Source organism: Rhodobacteraceae bacterium D3-12, from assembly GCA_025916135.1.
Lineage (GTDB): Bacteria > Pseudomonadota > Alphaproteobacteria > Rhodobacterales > Rhodobacteraceae > JAKGBX01.
Genome location: CP104793.1, coordinates 2,274,112 through 2,290,856 on the forward strand (window position 1 = coordinate 2,274,112; position 16,745 = coordinate 2,290,856).

The 16,745-nt window shown below is 57.8% G+C and carries 20 protein-coding genes; 2 read left to right on the plus strand and 18 right to left on the minus strand.

Features of this window, described 5'->3' with window-relative positions; genetic code table 11:
* Positions 1–131 precede the first annotated feature (131 nt).
* The 15 genes from N4R57_11150 to N4R57_11220 all read right to left on the minus strand — a co-directional run bounded on the left by N4R57_11150 (position 132) and on the right by N4R57_11220 (position 14,287).
* Positions 132–485 carry a hypothetical protein gene (locus N4R57_11150; protein UYV35631.1) on the minus strand — a complete coding sequence of 118 codons (354 nt, stop codon included), beginning with the start codon at positions 483–485 and terminating at the stop codon, positions 132–134.
* A gap of 66 nt (positions 486–551) precedes the next feature.
* Positions 552–2,594: a TonB-dependent receptor gene (locus N4R57_11155; protein UYV35632.1), complete on the minus strand. Its 2,043-nt coding sequence runs from the start codon at positions 2,592–2,594 to the stop codon at positions 552–554.
* 252 nt (positions 2,595–2,846) lie between these two features.
* A complete protein-coding gene (locus N4R57_11160) occupies positions 2,847–3,230 on the minus strand; it encodes a VOC family protein (protein UYV35633.1) in 384 nt (127 codons plus the stop codon).
* A 9-nt stretch (positions 3,231–3,239) separates the two neighbouring features.
* The gene (locus N4R57_11165) at positions 3,240–4,028 is read right to left on the minus strand and encodes a heme ABC transporter ATP-binding protein (GenBank protein ID UYV35634.1); all 789 of its coding nucleotides are present in this window, start codon (positions 4,026–4,028) and stop codon (positions 3,240–3,242) included.
* A complete protein-coding gene (locus N4R57_11170; GenBank protein ID UYV35635.1) occupies positions 4,028–5,104 on the minus strand; it encodes an iron ABC transporter permease in 1,077 nt (358 codons plus the stop codon). The genes N4R57_11165 and N4R57_11170 overlap by 1 nt, the downstream gene beginning before the upstream one ends.
* Positions 5,105–5,114: 10 nt before the next feature.
* Positions 5,115–5,984 carry an ABC transporter substrate-binding protein gene (locus tag N4R57_11175; GenBank protein ID UYV35636.1) on the minus strand — a complete coding sequence of 290 codons (870 nt, stop codon included), beginning with the start codon at positions 5,982–5,984 and terminating at the stop codon, positions 5,115–5,117.
* Positions 5,981–6,937 carry a hemin-degrading factor gene (locus N4R57_11180; protein UYV39561.1) on the minus strand — a complete coding sequence of 319 codons (957 nt, stop codon included), beginning with the start codon at positions 6,935–6,937 and terminating at the stop codon, positions 5,981–5,983. Before N4R57_11180 ends, N4R57_11175 begins: the two co-directional genes overlap by 4 nt.
* Positions 6,938–7,301: 364 nt before the next feature.
* Positions 7,302–9,032, minus strand: coding sequence for a sulfate permease (gene sulP / locus N4R57_11185; GenBank protein UYV35637.1), 1,731 nt, complete (start codon positions 9,030–9,032; stop codon positions 7,302–7,304).
* A gap of 49 nt (positions 9,033–9,081) precedes the next feature.
* Positions 9,082–10,761 carry a bifunctional protein tyrosine phosphatase family protein/NAD(P)/FAD-dependent oxidoreductase gene (locus N4R57_11190; protein ID UYV35638.1) on the minus strand — a complete coding sequence of 560 codons (1,680 nt, stop codon included), beginning with the start codon at positions 10,759–10,761 and terminating at the stop codon, positions 9,082–9,084.
* Between the two features lie 27 nt (positions 10,762–10,788).
* The gene (locus N4R57_11195; GenBank protein UYV35639.1) at positions 10,789–11,673 is read right to left on the minus strand and encodes an MBL fold metallo-hydrolase; all 885 of its coding nucleotides are present in this window, start codon (positions 11,671–11,673) and stop codon (positions 10,789–10,791) included.
* A 21-nt stretch (positions 11,674–11,694) separates the two neighbouring features.
* Positions 11,695–12,132, minus strand: coding sequence for a YeeE/YedE family protein (locus N4R57_11200; protein ID UYV35640.1), 438 nt, complete (start codon positions 12,130–12,132; stop codon positions 11,695–11,697).
* Positions 12,133–12,135: 3 nt separating this feature from the next.
* Positions 12,136–12,570, minus strand: coding sequence for a YeeE/YedE thiosulfate transporter family protein (locus N4R57_11205; GenBank protein UYV35641.1), 435 nt, complete (start codon positions 12,568–12,570; stop codon positions 12,136–12,138).
* Entirely contained in the window at positions 12,567–12,779 is a 213-nt protein-coding gene (locus N4R57_11210; GenBank protein UYV35642.1) for a DUF2892 domain-containing protein, read from the minus strand. Before N4R57_11210 ends, N4R57_11205 begins: the two co-directional genes overlap by 4 nt.
* Positions 12,780–12,892: 113 nt before the next feature.
* Positions 12,893–13,567 (minus strand): Crp/Fnr family transcriptional regulator, encoded by a 675-nt coding sequence (locus N4R57_11215; GenBank protein ID UYV35643.1) that lies wholly within the window; start codon positions 13,565–13,567, stop codon positions 12,893–12,895.
* 60 nt (positions 13,568–13,627) lie between these two features.
* Positions 13,628–14,287, minus strand: a complete 660-nt coding sequence (locus N4R57_11220) for a peroxiredoxin (protein UYV35644.1) — start codon at positions 14,285–14,287, stop codon at positions 13,628–13,630.
* Between the two features lie 101 nt (positions 14,288–14,388).
* Here N4R57_11220 and N4R57_11225 point away from each other — a divergent pair, with 101 nt between their 5' ends.
* Together N4R57_11225 and N4R57_11230 are read left to right on the plus strand one after the other, a co-directional pair.
* The gene (locus N4R57_11225) at positions 14,389–14,976 is read left to right on the plus strand and encodes a LysR family transcriptional regulator (GenBank protein ID UYV35645.1); all 588 of its coding nucleotides are present in this window, start codon (positions 14,389–14,391) and stop codon (positions 14,974–14,976) included.
* A complete protein-coding gene (locus tag N4R57_11230; GenBank protein UYV35646.1) occupies positions 14,963–15,301 on the plus strand; it encodes a LysR substrate-binding domain-containing protein in 339 nt (112 codons plus the stop codon). Before N4R57_11225 ends, N4R57_11230 begins: the two co-directional genes overlap by 14 nt.
* 28 nt (positions 15,302–15,329) lie before the next feature.
* On the opposite strand, the gene N4R57_11235 is transcribed toward N4R57_11230, so the two are convergent.
* The 3 genes from N4R57_11235 to N4R57_11245 all read right to left on the minus strand — a co-directional run bounded on the left by N4R57_11235 (position 15,330) and on the right by N4R57_11245 (position 16,710).
* Positions 15,330–15,512 (minus strand): DUF2798 domain-containing protein, encoded by a 183-nt coding sequence (locus tag N4R57_11235; GenBank protein ID UYV35647.1) that lies wholly within the window; start codon positions 15,510–15,512, stop codon positions 15,330–15,332.
* A 118-nt stretch (positions 15,513–15,630) separates the two neighbouring features.
* The gene (locus tag N4R57_11240) at positions 15,631–16,071 is read right to left on the minus strand and encodes a hypothetical protein (protein ID UYV35648.1); all 441 of its coding nucleotides are present in this window, start codon (positions 16,069–16,071) and stop codon (positions 15,631–15,633) included.
* A gap of 150 nt (positions 16,072–16,221) precedes the next feature.
* Positions 16,222–16,710 (minus strand): bacterioferritin, encoded by a 489-nt coding sequence (locus tag N4R57_11245; GenBank protein UYV35649.1) that lies wholly within the window; start codon positions 16,708–16,710, stop codon positions 16,222–16,224.
* Between the last annotated feature and the right edge of the window lie 35 nt (positions 16,711–16,745).

Genomic DNA, 16,745 nt, shown 5'->3' on the forward strand with positions numbered 1-16,745 from the left:
ATGTCGCATCGGTAAATGCAATAGGTTACTATAAGAGTCAAGAATTAGTTAACAAATTGTTTTATTGGGCTTCTCACCGTATTTTTCACGGCATTCTGCCCAGCACTGCTCAGAGCACTGCTCCCGAGGTTTTATTCAACCACGCTCTGCGATGAGCGCACGCAATACACTTTCCGCAGCGCGTCAGAGGTCGGCTGACAGTCCACATCCGACAATGGCTCCACGGTGAAACCACCGTCCTTCGCAAGTACGACACGGTATTTATAGACCTCTTCCTCGGCGCTGGCGCCGTGCTCAAATGGCGTGAGGTGCAGGTTGTTTTCACCACAGCGCGCGGCAACAACTTCGATCCCTGCCGAGGCCAAAATGCCGGTAACTGCCAGCTTTGAATCCTCGCAAGCAGCAAGATTCTCTGCCGGCGTAAGCGTCAAGCGATGCGCACCGTCAGAGGTCAGGCTGATCACCAACAAAGCGATTTCAATCATGACTTTCCATCCAATTTTGCAGGGACCACACTTGCGGCCCCTGCCCCACCTTAAGGCAAATCGCGACTAGAACCGCGTGGTCAGGAACACGCTCACATTCCGCCCCGCCCCGGCATATTGGCCATAAGGTCGATAGGATTTGTTCAGGATATTACCCACCTCGAACGAAACCGCCGCCTTCTTGCTCAGGTTCACCGAACCGCGCAGATTCAGCGTGGCATAGGCATTGGCCAAGCCATCCGTCGGGATTGCGCCGCTGTCGTCGCGGTAAACCGCCTTGGTCTCGCCCTTGATAAACAGATCAAGCGTGCCGTCATACTGTCCGCGCGTCCAATCCTTGCGCAAACCGATTGTCGCCGCCCATTCTGGCGTGCCGGTGTCGCGGGTCGAATAGCCATTGGCGTATGTAAAGCTGCGTTGCGTATAGGCCGCGTTGACATATGGGCGTAATTCCATCGCCGTCATCGGCGCAAACTCAGCCGTCAACTCAGCCCCCCACGTGCGGGCGGTTGCTACGTTTTGGTACTGCAGCACACCCGACGTGCCCGTAGGCAGCGAGGCAATATAGTTTTCAGCATCTGTATAAAACAGCGTCGCATCCAGAATAACACCGCGCTCATAGCGTGCGCCCAATTCGAAGGTGGTCGAGGTTTCAGGCCGCAGGTTCGGGTTGCCCAAAATCACACCGGCCCCACCCGCCGTGGTTTCAAGGAAGAGCTCGCCCAATGTGGGATAGTTATAGCCTTGGCTGATATTACCACGCAGAGTCAGATCGTCTTTGAGCTTATAGACCAAGCCAGCCGAACCGAGCAGCCGGCTGTCGGAATTAGATGACAGTGCATTCGCCACGCCGTTGACAGTTGAGTTATTGAGCACACTGTCCACCTTGTAGTAACGCGCACCGAAGGTCCCGATAAGCTTGTCGCTGAACTTGATCTCATGCTGGGCAAAAACCGACATCGTACGGATCGACGCATCCGTCACGCGAACCGTCGGACCACTTGGAGGGCCAAAGGGCGATACGGTCAGCGAATATTTATTGGCTTTCTGGCGGTCGTCTTCATATTCCAAACCAACCACGGTGCGATGCCCCGGCGAAAACTGCAGCTCGGCCGTGACGTGAAAGCCCGAGGTGATCTGCTCGTCGACGCTATCCGATTGTATGGACATCACCGCCCCCGGCCCCATCGGAATGGAAATCAGGTTGTTGAATTGCCGGTTAACGGTCTGGGTATATGCATCCGCTTTTAGACTGGTCAGCCACGGCGTTAGGTCGGTGCCTTCATAAAACAGGCCATACTTTGTCAGATCCCGTTTGGGCAGGTCGATAAAGAAATTAGGATCACCTGTGTAGACCTCGGCTGACATGTCGAAATCCTGCGCCCGGAACCCGAAGTAGTGGTTTTCCTTGCGATAACCGAGATGCACCAGCATCCCTTGGTCGCTGCGCGCCGAGCGGTCCAGCGTGCCATCCGGCGTTTTCACATTGCCTTGCTCTGTCTTGGAGTATGACAACCGGTAGTCAAAATCACCGATCTGCCCGGCGATCCCCAGCGATGCGCGCCAACCATCCGTGGCCGAAAAGTATCCGGTGCTGGTTGTGACCTCGATGGGCTTATCCGCGCCGCGCTTGGTGATGATGTTAACCACACCACCGATAGCGCGATTGCCTGACACCACCGACGACGGCCCGCGCACCACTTCGATCCGCTCGATGCTGAACGGGTCGATCAGGATCGGCGTGCCATAGCCCGTGTGATCGGTAAGCTGCTGCCCGTCGATCATGATCGCCACCCGGCGCGAGTCTTCGCCACGAATTGTAATCCGTTGGTCGCCGCTTTCGGTGACCTTAACGCCCGGAACCTCGGACAAGATCGTTGCCACCGAACTTGGCGGCACACAATTGATTTCGGCTTCGCCCAAAACGCTCACCGATGCCGGGTTATCGCGCACCTGCGTCGGCAACCCGGTGCCCACCATCACAATCTCGTCCAGCGAATAGACCGGCTCGCTGCCCTGCGCAAAAGCAGGACCGGACCAAAGCGTGGCCCCAAACGCCAGAACGGAAACAGCGGAAAGATGTCGAAAGGAAGGGTGGCGGCAAGTCATGTCTGGCTCCAGATAGCGTGCACGACCCGGATCAGCCAATTCGGCCTGATCCCGGCAAATGCATAACGATGTTGATGAATACCTGGCTTGCTCGCTGGGTGCGTCAAAGGCAGCACGGCTCTCTCGATACGCCACGACCGCTTTTGACAGCACCATATGCGATTCGGCGGGGCTTCGCTTGTCTCGCCGGCTTACATGACTGTTTTAATAAGCTATTGTGTCCACGTTGCATCGCAACGCGTGAAAAGCCACCTATCCTGTTGGAAAATCAGCACCTTCCGGGAGTTCGTCCGTGCTCATCCCGAATTTGAGAAGGTTGCCATGAGGATCATGCAAGTAGAATTCGGTCATCCCCCAAGGGCGGCTCACGATCTCGGACAACCGCTGTGCTTTTCGGGCCTTCAACGCAGCGTGCAGCGCCAGAACGCCACCGCCACGGATATAGCAACTGGTTTCGGAACAGACATCAGAGCGCGCCGTGTAAGAATAATGCAGCTCAATCCCATAACCACGCAGGATCAGATAATTACCAAAGGATTCCGTCTCAAACCCAAGATCGCTGGCATAAGCAGCCGTCACCCCGATGTCCGGTGATAGAAGAATCGGAATTGCCAGAATGTCATGCGCTTCAGTCAACTGTTCCTCCTACTCAGCCACCATACGTGCTGCGTGGGGTAGAATATAGGTGCCCTTTGCCGGCGTGGTGTTCACGTGCACGTCACAGCGATAGGCCCGGCTTAGTAAATCGTCGCGCAGCACCACTTCCGGCGCGCCCTGACAAATCACCCGCCCCTCGCCGATCAATGCGACGTTATCGGCAAACATCGCCGTCAGGTTCAGATCGTGCATCACCGTCACGACCCCGCCTCCACCATCGGCGAACTCTCGTGCGATCTGCATCACCTGAAGCTGATGGGCAATATCCAGCGCCGACACCGGCTCATCAAGGAACAGCCAGCGTGGGCTGCCGTTTTCAACCGGGGTCCAGACCTGCGCCAGAACCCGCGCCAGTTGAACGCGCTGCTGCTCACCCCCCGACAGTTCCTGATAAAACCGCCCTTCAAAGCCGGTAAGCCCCACGCGTCCGAGCGCAGCCGAGATAAGCCTATCGCTGCCCGCTGAGACGCCACGCGACAGGCCAAGGCGCACCACCTCAACCACGGTGAACGGAAATGCCAACGGCGTTGCCTGTGGCAACACGGCCCGCACCGCAGCCAACTCCCACGGCTTCGCTCCGGCAATATTGCGCCCGTTCAGGGCAACCGTGCCGCCATAGGGAACCTCGCCTGTCAGCGCCTTCAAAAGCGTCGTTTTGCCCGATCCGTTCGGCCCGACAATCGCGCTCACCTCACCGGCCAGCGCGGTGAAGGCTACGCTGTGCAAGATCTCGCGCGGACCGTAGCTGACACTGATTTTTTCTGCGTTCACCATCATCACATATCCACCAATCCGCGTTGCCGTAGCAGAATCCAAAGGAAAAAAGGCCCACCCAGCGTTGCAGTGACAATCCCAATAGGCAGTTCCGCTGGTGCGATCACAATCCGGCTGATGACATCGGCGCACAGCAATAGCGCGGCGCCAAGCAAAGCGGAATTCACCAAGAGATACTTGTGATCCGGTCCCACGATCAGGCGCAGCAGGTGCGGCACAACAATGCCGACAAAACCAATGCCACCGCTGACAGCGACCGCAGCACCGGTCGCCCCGGCAACCATCAAAATCGCGGTGTTCTTGAGACGCTGAACTGGAATGCCGATATGTGCCGCCGCCGCCTCGCCCAGAGCGAGGCCATTTAGCCCGTGCGCCAAGAATGGTGACACAGCCAACGCCAGAATAATCAGCGGTGCCGCCGTCAAGAGCTTGCCCCAAGTCGCCCCGCCAAGCGAGCCCATGCTCCAGAAAGTTAGCGTCCTGAGCTGCGCATCATCCGCGATATAGGTCAGCGCGCCCGACACCGCCCCGGCCAGCGCGCCCAATGCGATCCCCGCAAGCAGCATGGTGGCAACCGACGTGCGCCCCCGTCGGGTCGAAATCCGGTAGAGCACAAGCGTCGAACACCACGCCCCTAAAAACGCCGCTACCGGGACGACGTAATATCCCAAAGCCTCGGCCAAAGCCACCGGAAGCGTGCCACCCAGAACAATCGCCGCGATCGCGCCCAAGCCCGCTCCGGCACTCACCCCGACAAGTCCGGGGTCGGCCAGCGGATTGCGAAACACCCCCTGCATCACGGCGCCCGACACGGCCAGCGCCGCCCCTACCAGCACACCCATCGCTGTGCGCGGAAGGCGGATATCATAGAGGATTATCTTATCGCGCGCCGACAATTCTTGCGCGGTCACCATGCTCTGTGCCGCATCCCAAAGCGATACGTTCGTTGCCCCGACTCCAAGGCTCAACAAGACCGAAAAAAACAGCACGACCACAAGCCAAATTGCAAGCGCACGCGCCTTGTGCCGACGGTCACCAGCAAGGACTGCGCCAGAGATATCATGGGTCAGGCTGCTCATTACGCTGATCTCAGCTTCCCGCGTCGCGCAGTGCCTTCGACAGCGCACGCACGGCTTCGGCTGTGCGCACCGAAAAGCCCAGCAGCTTCATCCCGTCCATCCGCACCACGGCTTTGTTCTGACCTGCGGGTGTGGCCGCAATCGCCGGATGCTGGAACAACTGTTCATCGCTGGCACCGCGCGGGCCCGAGCTGGCCATCATCAGGATCACATCCGCGCCGCTTTGGGCGATGGCCTCGTCGCTCATCGGTTTGTAGCCATCAAACCCGGTGGCCGCATTGCTGGCGCCGGCCATCGCGATTATTCCGCTCGCAGACGAGTTCTGCCCACCGACCATAACGCGCCCACCCGCCATGCTCAGCACAAACAATACCTTGCGATCTTGCAAGCCACTGACATCCTGACCGGCCGCCAGAAACTCTTTTCGCAGGTCTTCGACAAGCGCCGCGCCTTTTTCAGGAACGCCCAGAGCGTTGGCCACGACAGTCACCTTGGTCAGAACCGCCTCGGCGTCATAACCTTCGGGAACTTCGACCATGGCAACCCCGGTCGCCCGCAAAAGGTCCATCGCCTCGACAGGGCCGGCACCTTCTTGCAGGATCAACAGATCGGGATTGACCGACAAGACCCCCTCCGGCGACAGCCGACGGATATAGCCAACATCAGGTAGCTCGAGCGCCGCAGGCGGGTAATTCGACGTGGTATCACGTGCCACCAGGCGGTCTTCCTGCCCCAGTGCATAGACGATCTCAGTGATCGCTCCGCCGACGGAAACGATGCGCTGCGCCTGCACATCGGCGCGGGCTGAGGTGACAATGATTGCCCCAAGAAGAAGGCACAGGCTCGCCTGAAGCCAGAAAAACGGATGAACGCGCCTCATACCGTTGCTGCCTCAACCATCGTGTCGAAACCCGCAATCATCTCGTTCCACTTCTGCGCCTGTTCCGGCTCGGCCAGCACCCCAAAGAACTGTGCGATCAAGCCGCCATCGGCGTCGAAGGCTTCGATCGAAATTGCATCGCCTCGGCGTGTGGCCTTGGTCACGGCGTAAACCTCTGCGACATGATCCATGCGCAAATGCATATCAAAACCGGGGTCCAGCACGTTGATCCATGGCCCCATCTCGACAACTTTCTTGATCGGGCCGGTGTGTATTTCGATGCACCCCGCGTTGCCGACAAACACCATGATCGCGGTTTCGCTCTCGGCCGCTTTATATAGCAACTTTTGGATCACATCGGTTTCCAGCCGCCGCGCATAGGGTTCCCCAGCAATCCGATAGGCACCAAGGCGGTTCATCTTGAGGCGCCGAACCAACATCAAAAACTGATGGGTGTCCGTGAGCTTGTCCCACTCACTACGCAACTTGTCGGCTTTGTCCGCATCCGCCTTGGCCGCTTCAACCGGCTTGCGCGGGGTCACTTCCAACGTATTCGATTGATCCTCGATCTTGAGCTCGGCAACGACTCCGGGCCACGCGTCAGCGTTCGACCTTTCGCGCAGAAACACCTTGTGCACCGCATCCCCTGCCGCATCGAACACCTGTATGGTGCGGCGCATTCCGCGTTCGGTTTCTTGCTCAATTGCGAACCCATGCACCCATTGCCCCGGAAACATTCTGAGGTCGATTTCTCCGTTAACGATCAGGCCCGCGTGCTGGCCCGGCGTGAAGTTGTCATAGACCCCCACTTTCTCGATCACGCAGCTTTCGTTGCGCGTCAGGGCCATGACTTTTCCCAGTTGCTTCAGCGCCGGCATGATCCGGTCCAGATCGCCAGTGATCCGGGTGACCGTCTCGCCGACATCTGCTGCTACAAGCTGTGCCTCAGAGATTCCCAGCTTATCGGCAAGGTCCTGTCCCGCATTTTGGGGTTCTCGGCGCGGGCAGTTTTAATTTCTTCAACGGCAAGTGCGGATGCGTCAGCCAATTCAGTTCTCCTTGCGATAAGACAATCAAGGATGCGTCTGGCGGGCGGCTCAATGGCGGCTCTTGCTGGTGCATCAGGTCCGCAGCAATTCTTCGGACCTCCCGTTCTCGACAGAAATACTAGGAATTAAGAGAGGTTGCAATGGCACAATCAGCAGCAGCGCATCTATTGCGCGTTTAAGATGGTCCGCGGTTGAAAAATGAACTCTCCGCGGCCTGCGCACTATGTAAATCCGACCTCACGGCTTAGTTGCTTTCTCGCCAACTGCGCTATTGCGCGGCGGTCGCAGACGCCTTGTTTGACGCCAATGCGTTCCATGCGTCGTATTGTGACAGGAATACGCGCCCGTTTAATTGCTCAAGAAAATGTGTGGTTTTGAGACGATCCATCACCGGCCCCTTTACCTCTGATAGATGCAGCCCAACACCTAGATCTGTCAGCCTGAGATTGATTGCCTCAAGACTTTCAAGCGCGGAATAGTCGATTTCATTCACCGCCGAACACATCAGAATCACGTGTTTCAAAGTTGGCCTCTGGGCAACGCGGTCTTGCACTAGATCTTCGAGAAACCGGGCGTTCACAAAGTAGAGGCTTTCGTCCACACGCAGGGTAAGAACCGCAGTGTCAGTCTCGACATCATGCCGGTTGATATTGCGAAAATGGTTCGTCCCCGGCACGAGCCCAACCTCGGCCACATGGGGCTTGGATGTCTTGTAGAGGTGCAGAGCGATGGACAAAACAACGCCTGACGCCACGCCAAACTCAACCCCCGCCGTCAGGGTTAGCAGGATCGTCGCGGCGACAGCGGCAAAATCGGCACGAGAATAGCCCCAGGTTTTTTTCAAGATCGAGAAATCAACAAGACTAAGCACAGCAACGACGATGGTCGCGGCCAAGGTCGCCTTGGGCAGGTAGTAAATCAGCGGAGTGAGCGCGAGGGCTGCGATGGCAAGCCCAATCGCGGTAAATGCGCCTGCCGCCGGTGTCTCGGCGCCCGCGTCAAAGTTCACAACCGAGCGCGAGAAACCGCCCGTGACCGGATAGCCGCCGGTAAAGGCCGCACCAAGGTTCGCGGCGCCCAGCCCGATAAGCTCTTGGTCGGGGTCAATGCGTTGGCGCTTTTTCGCGGCCAGCGTCTGTGCGACGGAAATAGATTCAACAAAGCCGATAATCGAGATCAGGATCGCGGGGATCGCCAACTGTTGGATCAACTCTGGCGCGCCGCCCGGCAAGGTCAACGGCGGCAAAGCTTGCGGCACCTCGCCCACAATCGCAACACCGCGCCCGCCCAATCCAAAAGCCCAGACCGCAAGTGTCGTGACAACAACCGCCGCCACCGGCCCGGCCTTGGTCACGATATCGGCTAAGAGCGGTCCGGCCCCCATGTTCACCAAAACCGGCTTCAACCCTTTTCGGACCCAAAACAAAAAAGCCGTCGCCATGATGCCGATAACCAGCGTGATGAGATTTACCTCGCCCAATCGGGCGAAAATGCTGCCGAGCATCTCAATCAGCGTGTGTCCACCCGCTTCAACCCCCAGAATGTGCTTAAGCTGGCTCGTTGCGATCAAGATTCCAGACGCGGTGATAAATCCCGCGATCACTGGATGGCTCAGGAAATTTGCCAAAAACCCCAAGCGGAAGATGCCCAACGCCAAGAGAAACCCGCCCGAAAGCCCCGCCAGCGTCAACGCCGCCACCGCATAGCCCGCCGTGCCCTGCTCGGCCACATTGCCAACCGCAGAGGCCGTCAGCAACGACACAACGGCCACTGGCCCGACGGCAAGAGCCCGTGAGGTGCCAAACACCGCATAGAGCAAAATCGGCGCGATCGACGCGTAGATCCCCGCCTCGGGCGGCAATCCGGCAAGCAAGGCGTAGGCCAATGATTGCGGAATAAGCATGATCGTCACAATCACAGCCGCAACAAGGTCATTGGTCAGGGCCGCCCGGTCATAACGGCGGCCCCAGTCGAGGATCGGAAAGTAACGGCGCAGCATCGTAGAGCCTATTGATTAATGGTAGAAGGAAACAGGGATAGGTTTGGGGTCATTCCGCCGACACTTGTATTTTTTCCGGCTTTGCCATCCATTCGTGACCACGCAACATTGCCTTCCAATAAATCGGCGGCAACAGGCGTTCCTTGAGCAGCCAAGCCGCCCGCGTTGGTTTGGTTCCGTCGATCAGCCATTTCGGAAAGCTGGGCTTTAACACTCCGCCATAGCCGAACTCGGCCAGCACGATCTTGCCGCGTTCCACAGTCAGCGGACAAGAGCCGTAACCGTCGTATTGTGCCACTGCCGAGCGTCCGGCGATGTCTGCGACAATATTCTCTGCGACTGTCGGCGCCTGAATGCGTGCCGCTGCGGCGGTCTTGGCATTGGGTGCGTTCATCACGTCGCCCAGTGACCAGATATTATCGTAGGTTTTGTGGCGCAAAGTGGCCTGATCTACGTCGACCCACCCCGCTTTGTCGGCCAAAGGCGACACGCGGATGAAATCCGGCGCGGTTTGTGGCGGGCAGACATGCATCATGTCGAAATCCACGGTCACATCACTCGGATCGCTGTCGGCTTTGTCCACCCTAAAGGTGGCAGTGCGCGCGGGTCCATCTACGGCAACGAGGGTGTGAAAGAAGTTCAATGTGGCGCTGTATTTTTCGACATATTCCATCAAGGCCGGGACGTAATCCTTGACGCCAAACAACACACCACCAGCGTTCATAAACTGAATATCAATGTTGTCTAAGACACCACTGCGCGACCAAGCGTCGCCAGACAGGTACATCGCCTTTTGCGGCGCACCGGCGCATTTGATCGGCATTGGCGGCTGTGTGAACAGCGCCCTCCCCGCCTTCATGCCCTGAACCAACTCCCATGTGTAAGGCGCTAGATCATAACGATAATTTGATGTCACACCGTTGCGGCCCAAGGTCTCGACAAGCCCTTCAACCTTGCCCCAGTCAAGCTTGAGCCCCGGGCAAACAACAAGCCGCGCGTATTTCACCACCCGGCAACCGTCGAGGATGACGGCGTTGTTTTGCGGCTCGAATGCAGCCACGGCACCCTTGATCCAGTTCACACCGCGCGGGATCAGAGACGCCATGGTTTTAGCTGTCTGCTTGGCCTCGAAGACACCGCCTCCCACCATGGTCCAGCCGGGTTGGTAATAATGGGTGTCCGCCGGGTCGATCACGGCAATCGACAGATCGGATTTGCGCGCCTTCAGGCTGGCTGCAACCGAAATACCACCAGCCCCGCCGCCGACGATCACCACGTCAAAGCTGGCATCTCCGGTGTCCGTTGGCGTCTTGCCGCCATTGGCGATCCGGCGGGCGACCCCGTTCATGTCATAGCCCGCAGCCTTGGTCATGGCGAGGATTTCAGGGATCGGGCGTTTCTTGGCCTCATGCAGCGACCACAAGGTTGCCGAGCGCATGCCCGACCGGCAATAGGCCAGCACGGGCCTCTGAACATCGGCCAGCGCTTCGCCAAAGGCGGCTACATCCTCATCTGAGACCAGCCCGGCGACGATCGGCACATAGCGGGCGTCGATCCCTACAGACTTAGCCGCAGCTTCGATTTCCTCAAAACTTGGCTGGTCGATCCCCTCCCCGTCTGGCCGGTTGCAGATGATGGCGCGTATCCCCGCCGCTTTGATCGCGTCCAAATCGCTTACCGCGATCTGTGCTGAGACCTTGGTTTTTGACGAAATTGATTTCATGTCCATCGGTAATCTCCTCCCTCAAAGGTGCGCTCAAAGGCCGTTGACCGGCACTTTCAGCATCGGGTTACCATCCTCATCCGTCGGCACTTCACCGGCACGCATGTTCACTTGGAGCGACGGAATAATGAGCTTGGGCATGGCGAGCGTCGCATCACGCTCGGTGCGGAATTTGACGAAGTCTTCCTTGGTTTTGCCGCCACCGACATGAATGTTATGCGCCTTTTCTTCGCCAACCGTTGTTTCCCACTGGATGTCGCGACCATTGGGACCGTAGTCGTGGCACATAAAGAGACGCATCTCGTCAGGCAGGCTCAGCACCTTCTGGATCGAGTCATACAGCGTTGCCGCATCTCCACCCGGAAAATCCGCGCGCGCCGAACCGCCATCAGGCATAAACAACGTGTCGCCGGTAAAGGCCGCATCGCCCATCACATGCACCATACAGGCGGGCGTGTGGCCGGGCGTATACATCGCGAACGCAGGCATGTTGCCGACCATATAGGTGTCGCCATCTTCAAACAGTCGATCAAACTGACTGCCATCCCGCTGAAACTCTGTGCCTTCGTTGAACACCTTGCCGAAGGTGTCCTGCACGACCATGATCTTGGCGCCGATACCAATCTTACCACCCAGTTTCTGTTGGATATAAGGCGCAGCCGACAGGTGGTCGGCGTGGACATGGGTCTCGATGATCCATTCCAGCTTCAGGCCTCGGGACTGCACCTCACCAATCAAATTGTCCGCATGATCATAGGTGATCCGCCCGGCGGCATAATCAATATCCATGACGCTATCAACAATGGCACAAGCGTCTGATGTCGGGTCTTTCACGATATAGCTGATCGTGTTGGTCGCTTCGTCGAAAAAAGCCTGAACTTCGGGTTTAAAGTCCATTTGGACGGGATAGTCAGTCATGTTGTATCCTCCAAGATTGAGTTAGGTCGATGCACGGTTTGCACCGGCGGCAAATGATTGCAGAGCCCGGGCCAAGAATATTCCGACCACCAGCGCGCCGGTGAAGGCAAAGACCTCCCAGCGTCCGGTTCCGAGCACAGGCAGCGCCCCGCCGGGACAAAACCCAGAGATGCCCCAGCCGATGCCGAACACTGCCGAGCCGCCTACTAGCTTTGCGTCGATCACGCGCGAGCCCGGCAGATTGAACCCCGCCTCCAAAAGCGGCGCTGGTCGGCGGAAAACCAGCCGGTAGCCGATGAAAGTCGTAACCAAAGCGCCCCCCATGACCATGATCAAGGACGGGCCCCAAGCCCCTGCTATGTCAAAGAAATTGAGAACCTTGGCCGGGTTAGCCATGCCCGAGATCGAGATGCCCACGCCAAAGACGAGGCCGGTTAGATAAGGCAAAATAAATCGCATGGGTCAGCCTCCGAAAACGTGGCGAACGAGGTAAACCGTGACAAACGTCACAGCCATAAATGTCACCGTGGCGACGATAGAACGCGGCGAAAGCCGCGCCATGCCGCAGACACCGTGACCAGAGGTGCACCCCGACCCAAAGGTCACGCCTACACCCACAATCAACCCGCCAATCAACAACAGTGGCAAACTGACGGGCACCTGCACCAGCGGCATCTCTCCAGTGATGACAGCAACCAGCAGCGGGCCGCTGACCATGCCCAGCAACAGAGCCGCGCGCCAAGCAAAGTCGCTGCTCGACTCCGGCTGGAAAATACCGGCGAGAATACCGGTCGCGCCCATGACGCGCCCGGCAATCAGCATCAACATCGTCGATGCTATTCCAATCAACACTCCGCCAGAAACCGAGGCCAGAGGGGTAAACTCTGTTACGATCATTTTGACTTTCCACAGGTGCGAACACCCAGAATGCTATAAAGTGGGCAATTGCCGACAAGCGAGGTCACGACAAAGACGACCGCAACCAAAAGGGCGAGCCAAAACAGCCACCCCGCCCCAAGCGCGTCTGTCGCCAAGGCGACATAAGCCAGCACCGCCGCAACAAGCAGGCGCAGGCCCCGATCAATATTTCCCATATTTGTGGTCATCTTCAGCTCCCTTGCAGATTCGCTTGGGAGAAAGTGACACAGGCAGGCTCACACCCTCGGTGACTTCGTCACCAAACTTTCCGACCCTATGTCAGGCAGCGGCCAATCACCTGTCAAACACCGGCAGAACGCACCAAACGCTCAAGCCCTGCCCGACCGATCAGATGCACTTCGCCGCGCGATTGCTCGACCCATCCGCGCCGCTGAAATTCACCCAGCGTGCGCGAGACAACCTCGCGCGCCGTGCCCAGCTCGACCCCAAGGGCTGCATGGGTGGCATGCACCACCTCGCCCTCATCGGCGAGTTCCAAAAGCCGATTGGCAAGCCGCACGTCCATCTTTTGAAAGACAATGTCGTCGATCAGGGTAAAAAGATCGGTGATGCGCCGGGAATAAGCCGCGAAGACAAATTGTCGAAACACCGGCGAACGGGCCACAAGCGCGTCAAAGGTCGCCCGTGGAATGGCAACTGCGCGCACATCGGTTTCGGCAATCCCGTCAGCGGAATAATCCTCAAAGGCCAACATGCAGGCGGTGGTCAAAACACAGCTTTCCCCGGCGTGCACGCGATATAGCGACACCTCGCGCCCGGTCTCTGACTTTTGCTGCACGCGGACGGTGCCATCCAGCAGCAACAGCAGGTTATCTGCGGATTGTCCCGGTGCAAAAACCGCCGTGCCGGCCGTCATCGAAACGACCTGACTTCCCGCGATCAGCTCGGCGCGAATGTCGGCCGGTAGTTTTTTGAGACCTGCAAAACGGTCAATCCAGTCGAAATCAGCGGCCATCTGTTAACTCCTTGTCGGGGCGTTTCCGGCGCGGTTTTCGCCGCGCCGGAACTTGGTAAATCACAACGCTCTGGTCGAAAAGTACCAATCCTTTGTCTCAAAGCCTTCTTGCATCCGGGCTTCGGCCGCGTCGGTTGTTTGCGGCGTTGGCACGATTACATCCTCACCGGGCTGCCAGTTTTCGGGGGTCGCGACCTTATGCTCCTCTGACGTTTGCAGGGCGCGGACAAGGCGCAGGAACTCATCCACCGAGCGACCATTGGTCATCGGGTAATAGACCATCGCCCTAAGCACGCCCTCAGGGTCAATTACAAAAGTGGCACGCACCGCTTGTGTATCCGACGCTCCGGGCTGCACCATACCATAAGCCTGTGCCACCTTCATATCGAGGTCGGCAATAATGGGGAAGTTGATATCAACTCCAAAGCTTTCCTTGATCGAACGAACCCAAGCGATGTGGGCATAATGGCTGTCGATCGACAGGCCCAAAAGCTCGGTGTCGAGCTTGGCGAAGTCTTCGGACCGTTTGGCAAAGGCGGTGAATTCCGTTGTGCAAACCGGAGTAAAGTCCGCCGGGTGCGAGAAAAGAACCAGCCATTTACCGCGGTAATCCGCCAGTGACTTGGTGCCATGGGTCGTCAGCGCCGTAAAATCCGGTGCGGCTTCGTTCAGGCGTGGCAAGCCTGCGACGGGGGTCTGAAAAGTGTCGTGAGCAGTCATCTCGTGTCTCCTTGTTTGGTGATGAGGAAGAGATACGCCGTCGAGGTTAATTGTGGGAATTGATTGATTGATGGTTTGTTATTCAATATATCAATAACCAAATGACAACGATCCGCCAACTCCGCTTTCTGGTCGCTCTCGCCGACACGCAGAATTTCTCGCGCGCGGCAGAGCTTTGCAATGTGACGCAACCTACCCTGTCCAGTGGGCTCAAAGAGTTGGAAGCACGGCTTGGCGTCCAGGTGGCGGAACGTAGCAAGCACTCGGTCCTGATGACCCCGCTCGGCGTCGATTTGGCAGAACGGGCGCGTGATATACTGGCTCAAGTGCAGGATTTTGAGGACCGCGCGGCGCGTGATGCCGTTAATGGCACCACACAATTGCGGCTGGGGACGATTCCGACGATCGGGCCATTCCTTATGCCACGGACCATGCCGCTGTTGCGTCGTTCATTTCCCGATATGGCGCTTTACCTGCGCGAAGAGTTGACCGACTCTTTGATTGCGGGGCTGGTCGATGGTCGTCTCGATGTCATTTTGATCGCGCGCCCGTTTGACTTGCCGCCACAAGTCGTGGCCGAGCCGCTCTTTTCCGACAGTTATCAATTGGCGACCCCCTCACTCACCCGTTGGCAAATCAATCGTCGGTATCGGGCAACACCTCGCCGAGCACCCCTTGCTTTTGCTTGAGCGCGGGCATTGCCTGCAACGCCATGCTCTGTCCAGCTTTCCGGGCATTGCCCTCGACGAAGACCCGAGCTTTGCCGCAACGTCCCTGCCAACTCTCATTGCGATGGTTGAAGAAGGGTTGGGCATCACGCTGTTGCCGCAACTTGCGCTTGATGCGGGGGCGATGCGGGGGCATCAGATCCATTTGAGCGATCTGCCAAAGGCTTGCCCGCGCGAAATTGTCCTTGCCTCGCGCCGATCATCGGCTCAGGGCGATCTTTATCGCGCGCTCGCAAAGGTGCTGCGCCGCGCCCGCCAAGCTCTTGAGGACACAGCACAGCTTTGACGCGGCTCTCGCACGCGCGCCCTTTGTTTTACGCTTCGACCATGACGAGGCGATGCAACACGCGGCGCACAAACGGTGCAACCACAAGGACAGTCGGAAAGGCGATGGCCCAAGACGAAACCCAGGACGACAGCCAATTCCAGATAAACCCCTCAACAAGCCCGATTGCAAAAAAGTCGAAACGCCTGAGATCAGGAACGACATGAAACACGACAGGAAAAGTCCAAAGGCGATCTGTTCGAACCGCGACGGAATAAAAGGACGCATAGCAAAACTCTCAGTTTGCGGTGGCAGGCCGCGTGGTTAAAACAACGCGGCCTGCGTGGGTATCAAAAGCTCAAAACCGTATCGGCATCCAGCAAGTCGGAGGCCATGGCACCGGGTTTGGCAACGCCGACACCCTCGATCAGCACCGAGGCATCTGCACTACGCCCCGGCAAGTAAATCGCGCAAACCTCAACGCTCGCGCCTGTCTTGGCCTGAATGGCTTTCATCAACCCTTGCGGGCTCATGCCGCGTGGCGGCTGCCCCGCGGTGGCGCTTTCCGGCGCGTTTTTCAACGCAAGGTCACCAGCGGGACCACACAACAGGATATGCGCTTTGGCCCCTTGCTGGGCGGCCTGCATGGTCAACACCATGGCCATCAATTGGGTCTGTGGTTCGGGCGAGGTTACAACCGTCACCAATTCAGTGGCGTCATCAGCTTGCGAAACCGTGGCTGCAAACCCGGCCAAAGCGGCAAGACCTGCTGCACGCAAAAACGTCTTCATGTCTGAAATCCTTTCTAGAGTTGCTTTGGCAGAGAGAATGCATGCACCCGCGCCGTCCGGCCTGAACCGGACGGCGCTCTTGACAGATTTTTTGGATCAACTATTAGGGGCTGAACGGATGCTCACGGCCCAATGCGGCCACGCCTGACTTCAGTCGGCGTCGTCTTCGTGACCGAGGGAAACCAGCTTGGCGCTATAGGTTTTCTCTCCGAGCCGCTCGATCAAATCAAGTTGCAGTTCCAGCCACCCCTTGTGGCCTTCTTCATCCAACACAACTTTTTCGAACAGAGTGCGCGAGCCGATTTCTCCTACTTCGGCGGCATGCATCGCGGCCTTGGTATAGACCGAAATCGCCTCTTCCTCGTCTGCAAGGTCGCCCTTGAACATATCCGGCAGCGTTTCAGCAGCTATTGGAGCCTTGTCAAAACCGATCTCCGGTTTGGCCTTGAGGAACATCAACCGCTCAATAAACAGATCGGAATGGCCCAGTTCTTCGGTCATTTCCTCACGCATCTGATCGGCGAGCTTGGTCAGCCCCCAATCATCCAGCGTATGTGCATGAAGCTGGTATTGATGTGCTGCGGTCATTTCCATTTTCACAGCGCGTTGCAGATATTCGATGATTTTTTCATTCGACATGGGTCTACTCCTTTTTGGCGGGCCTTCTGAACAGA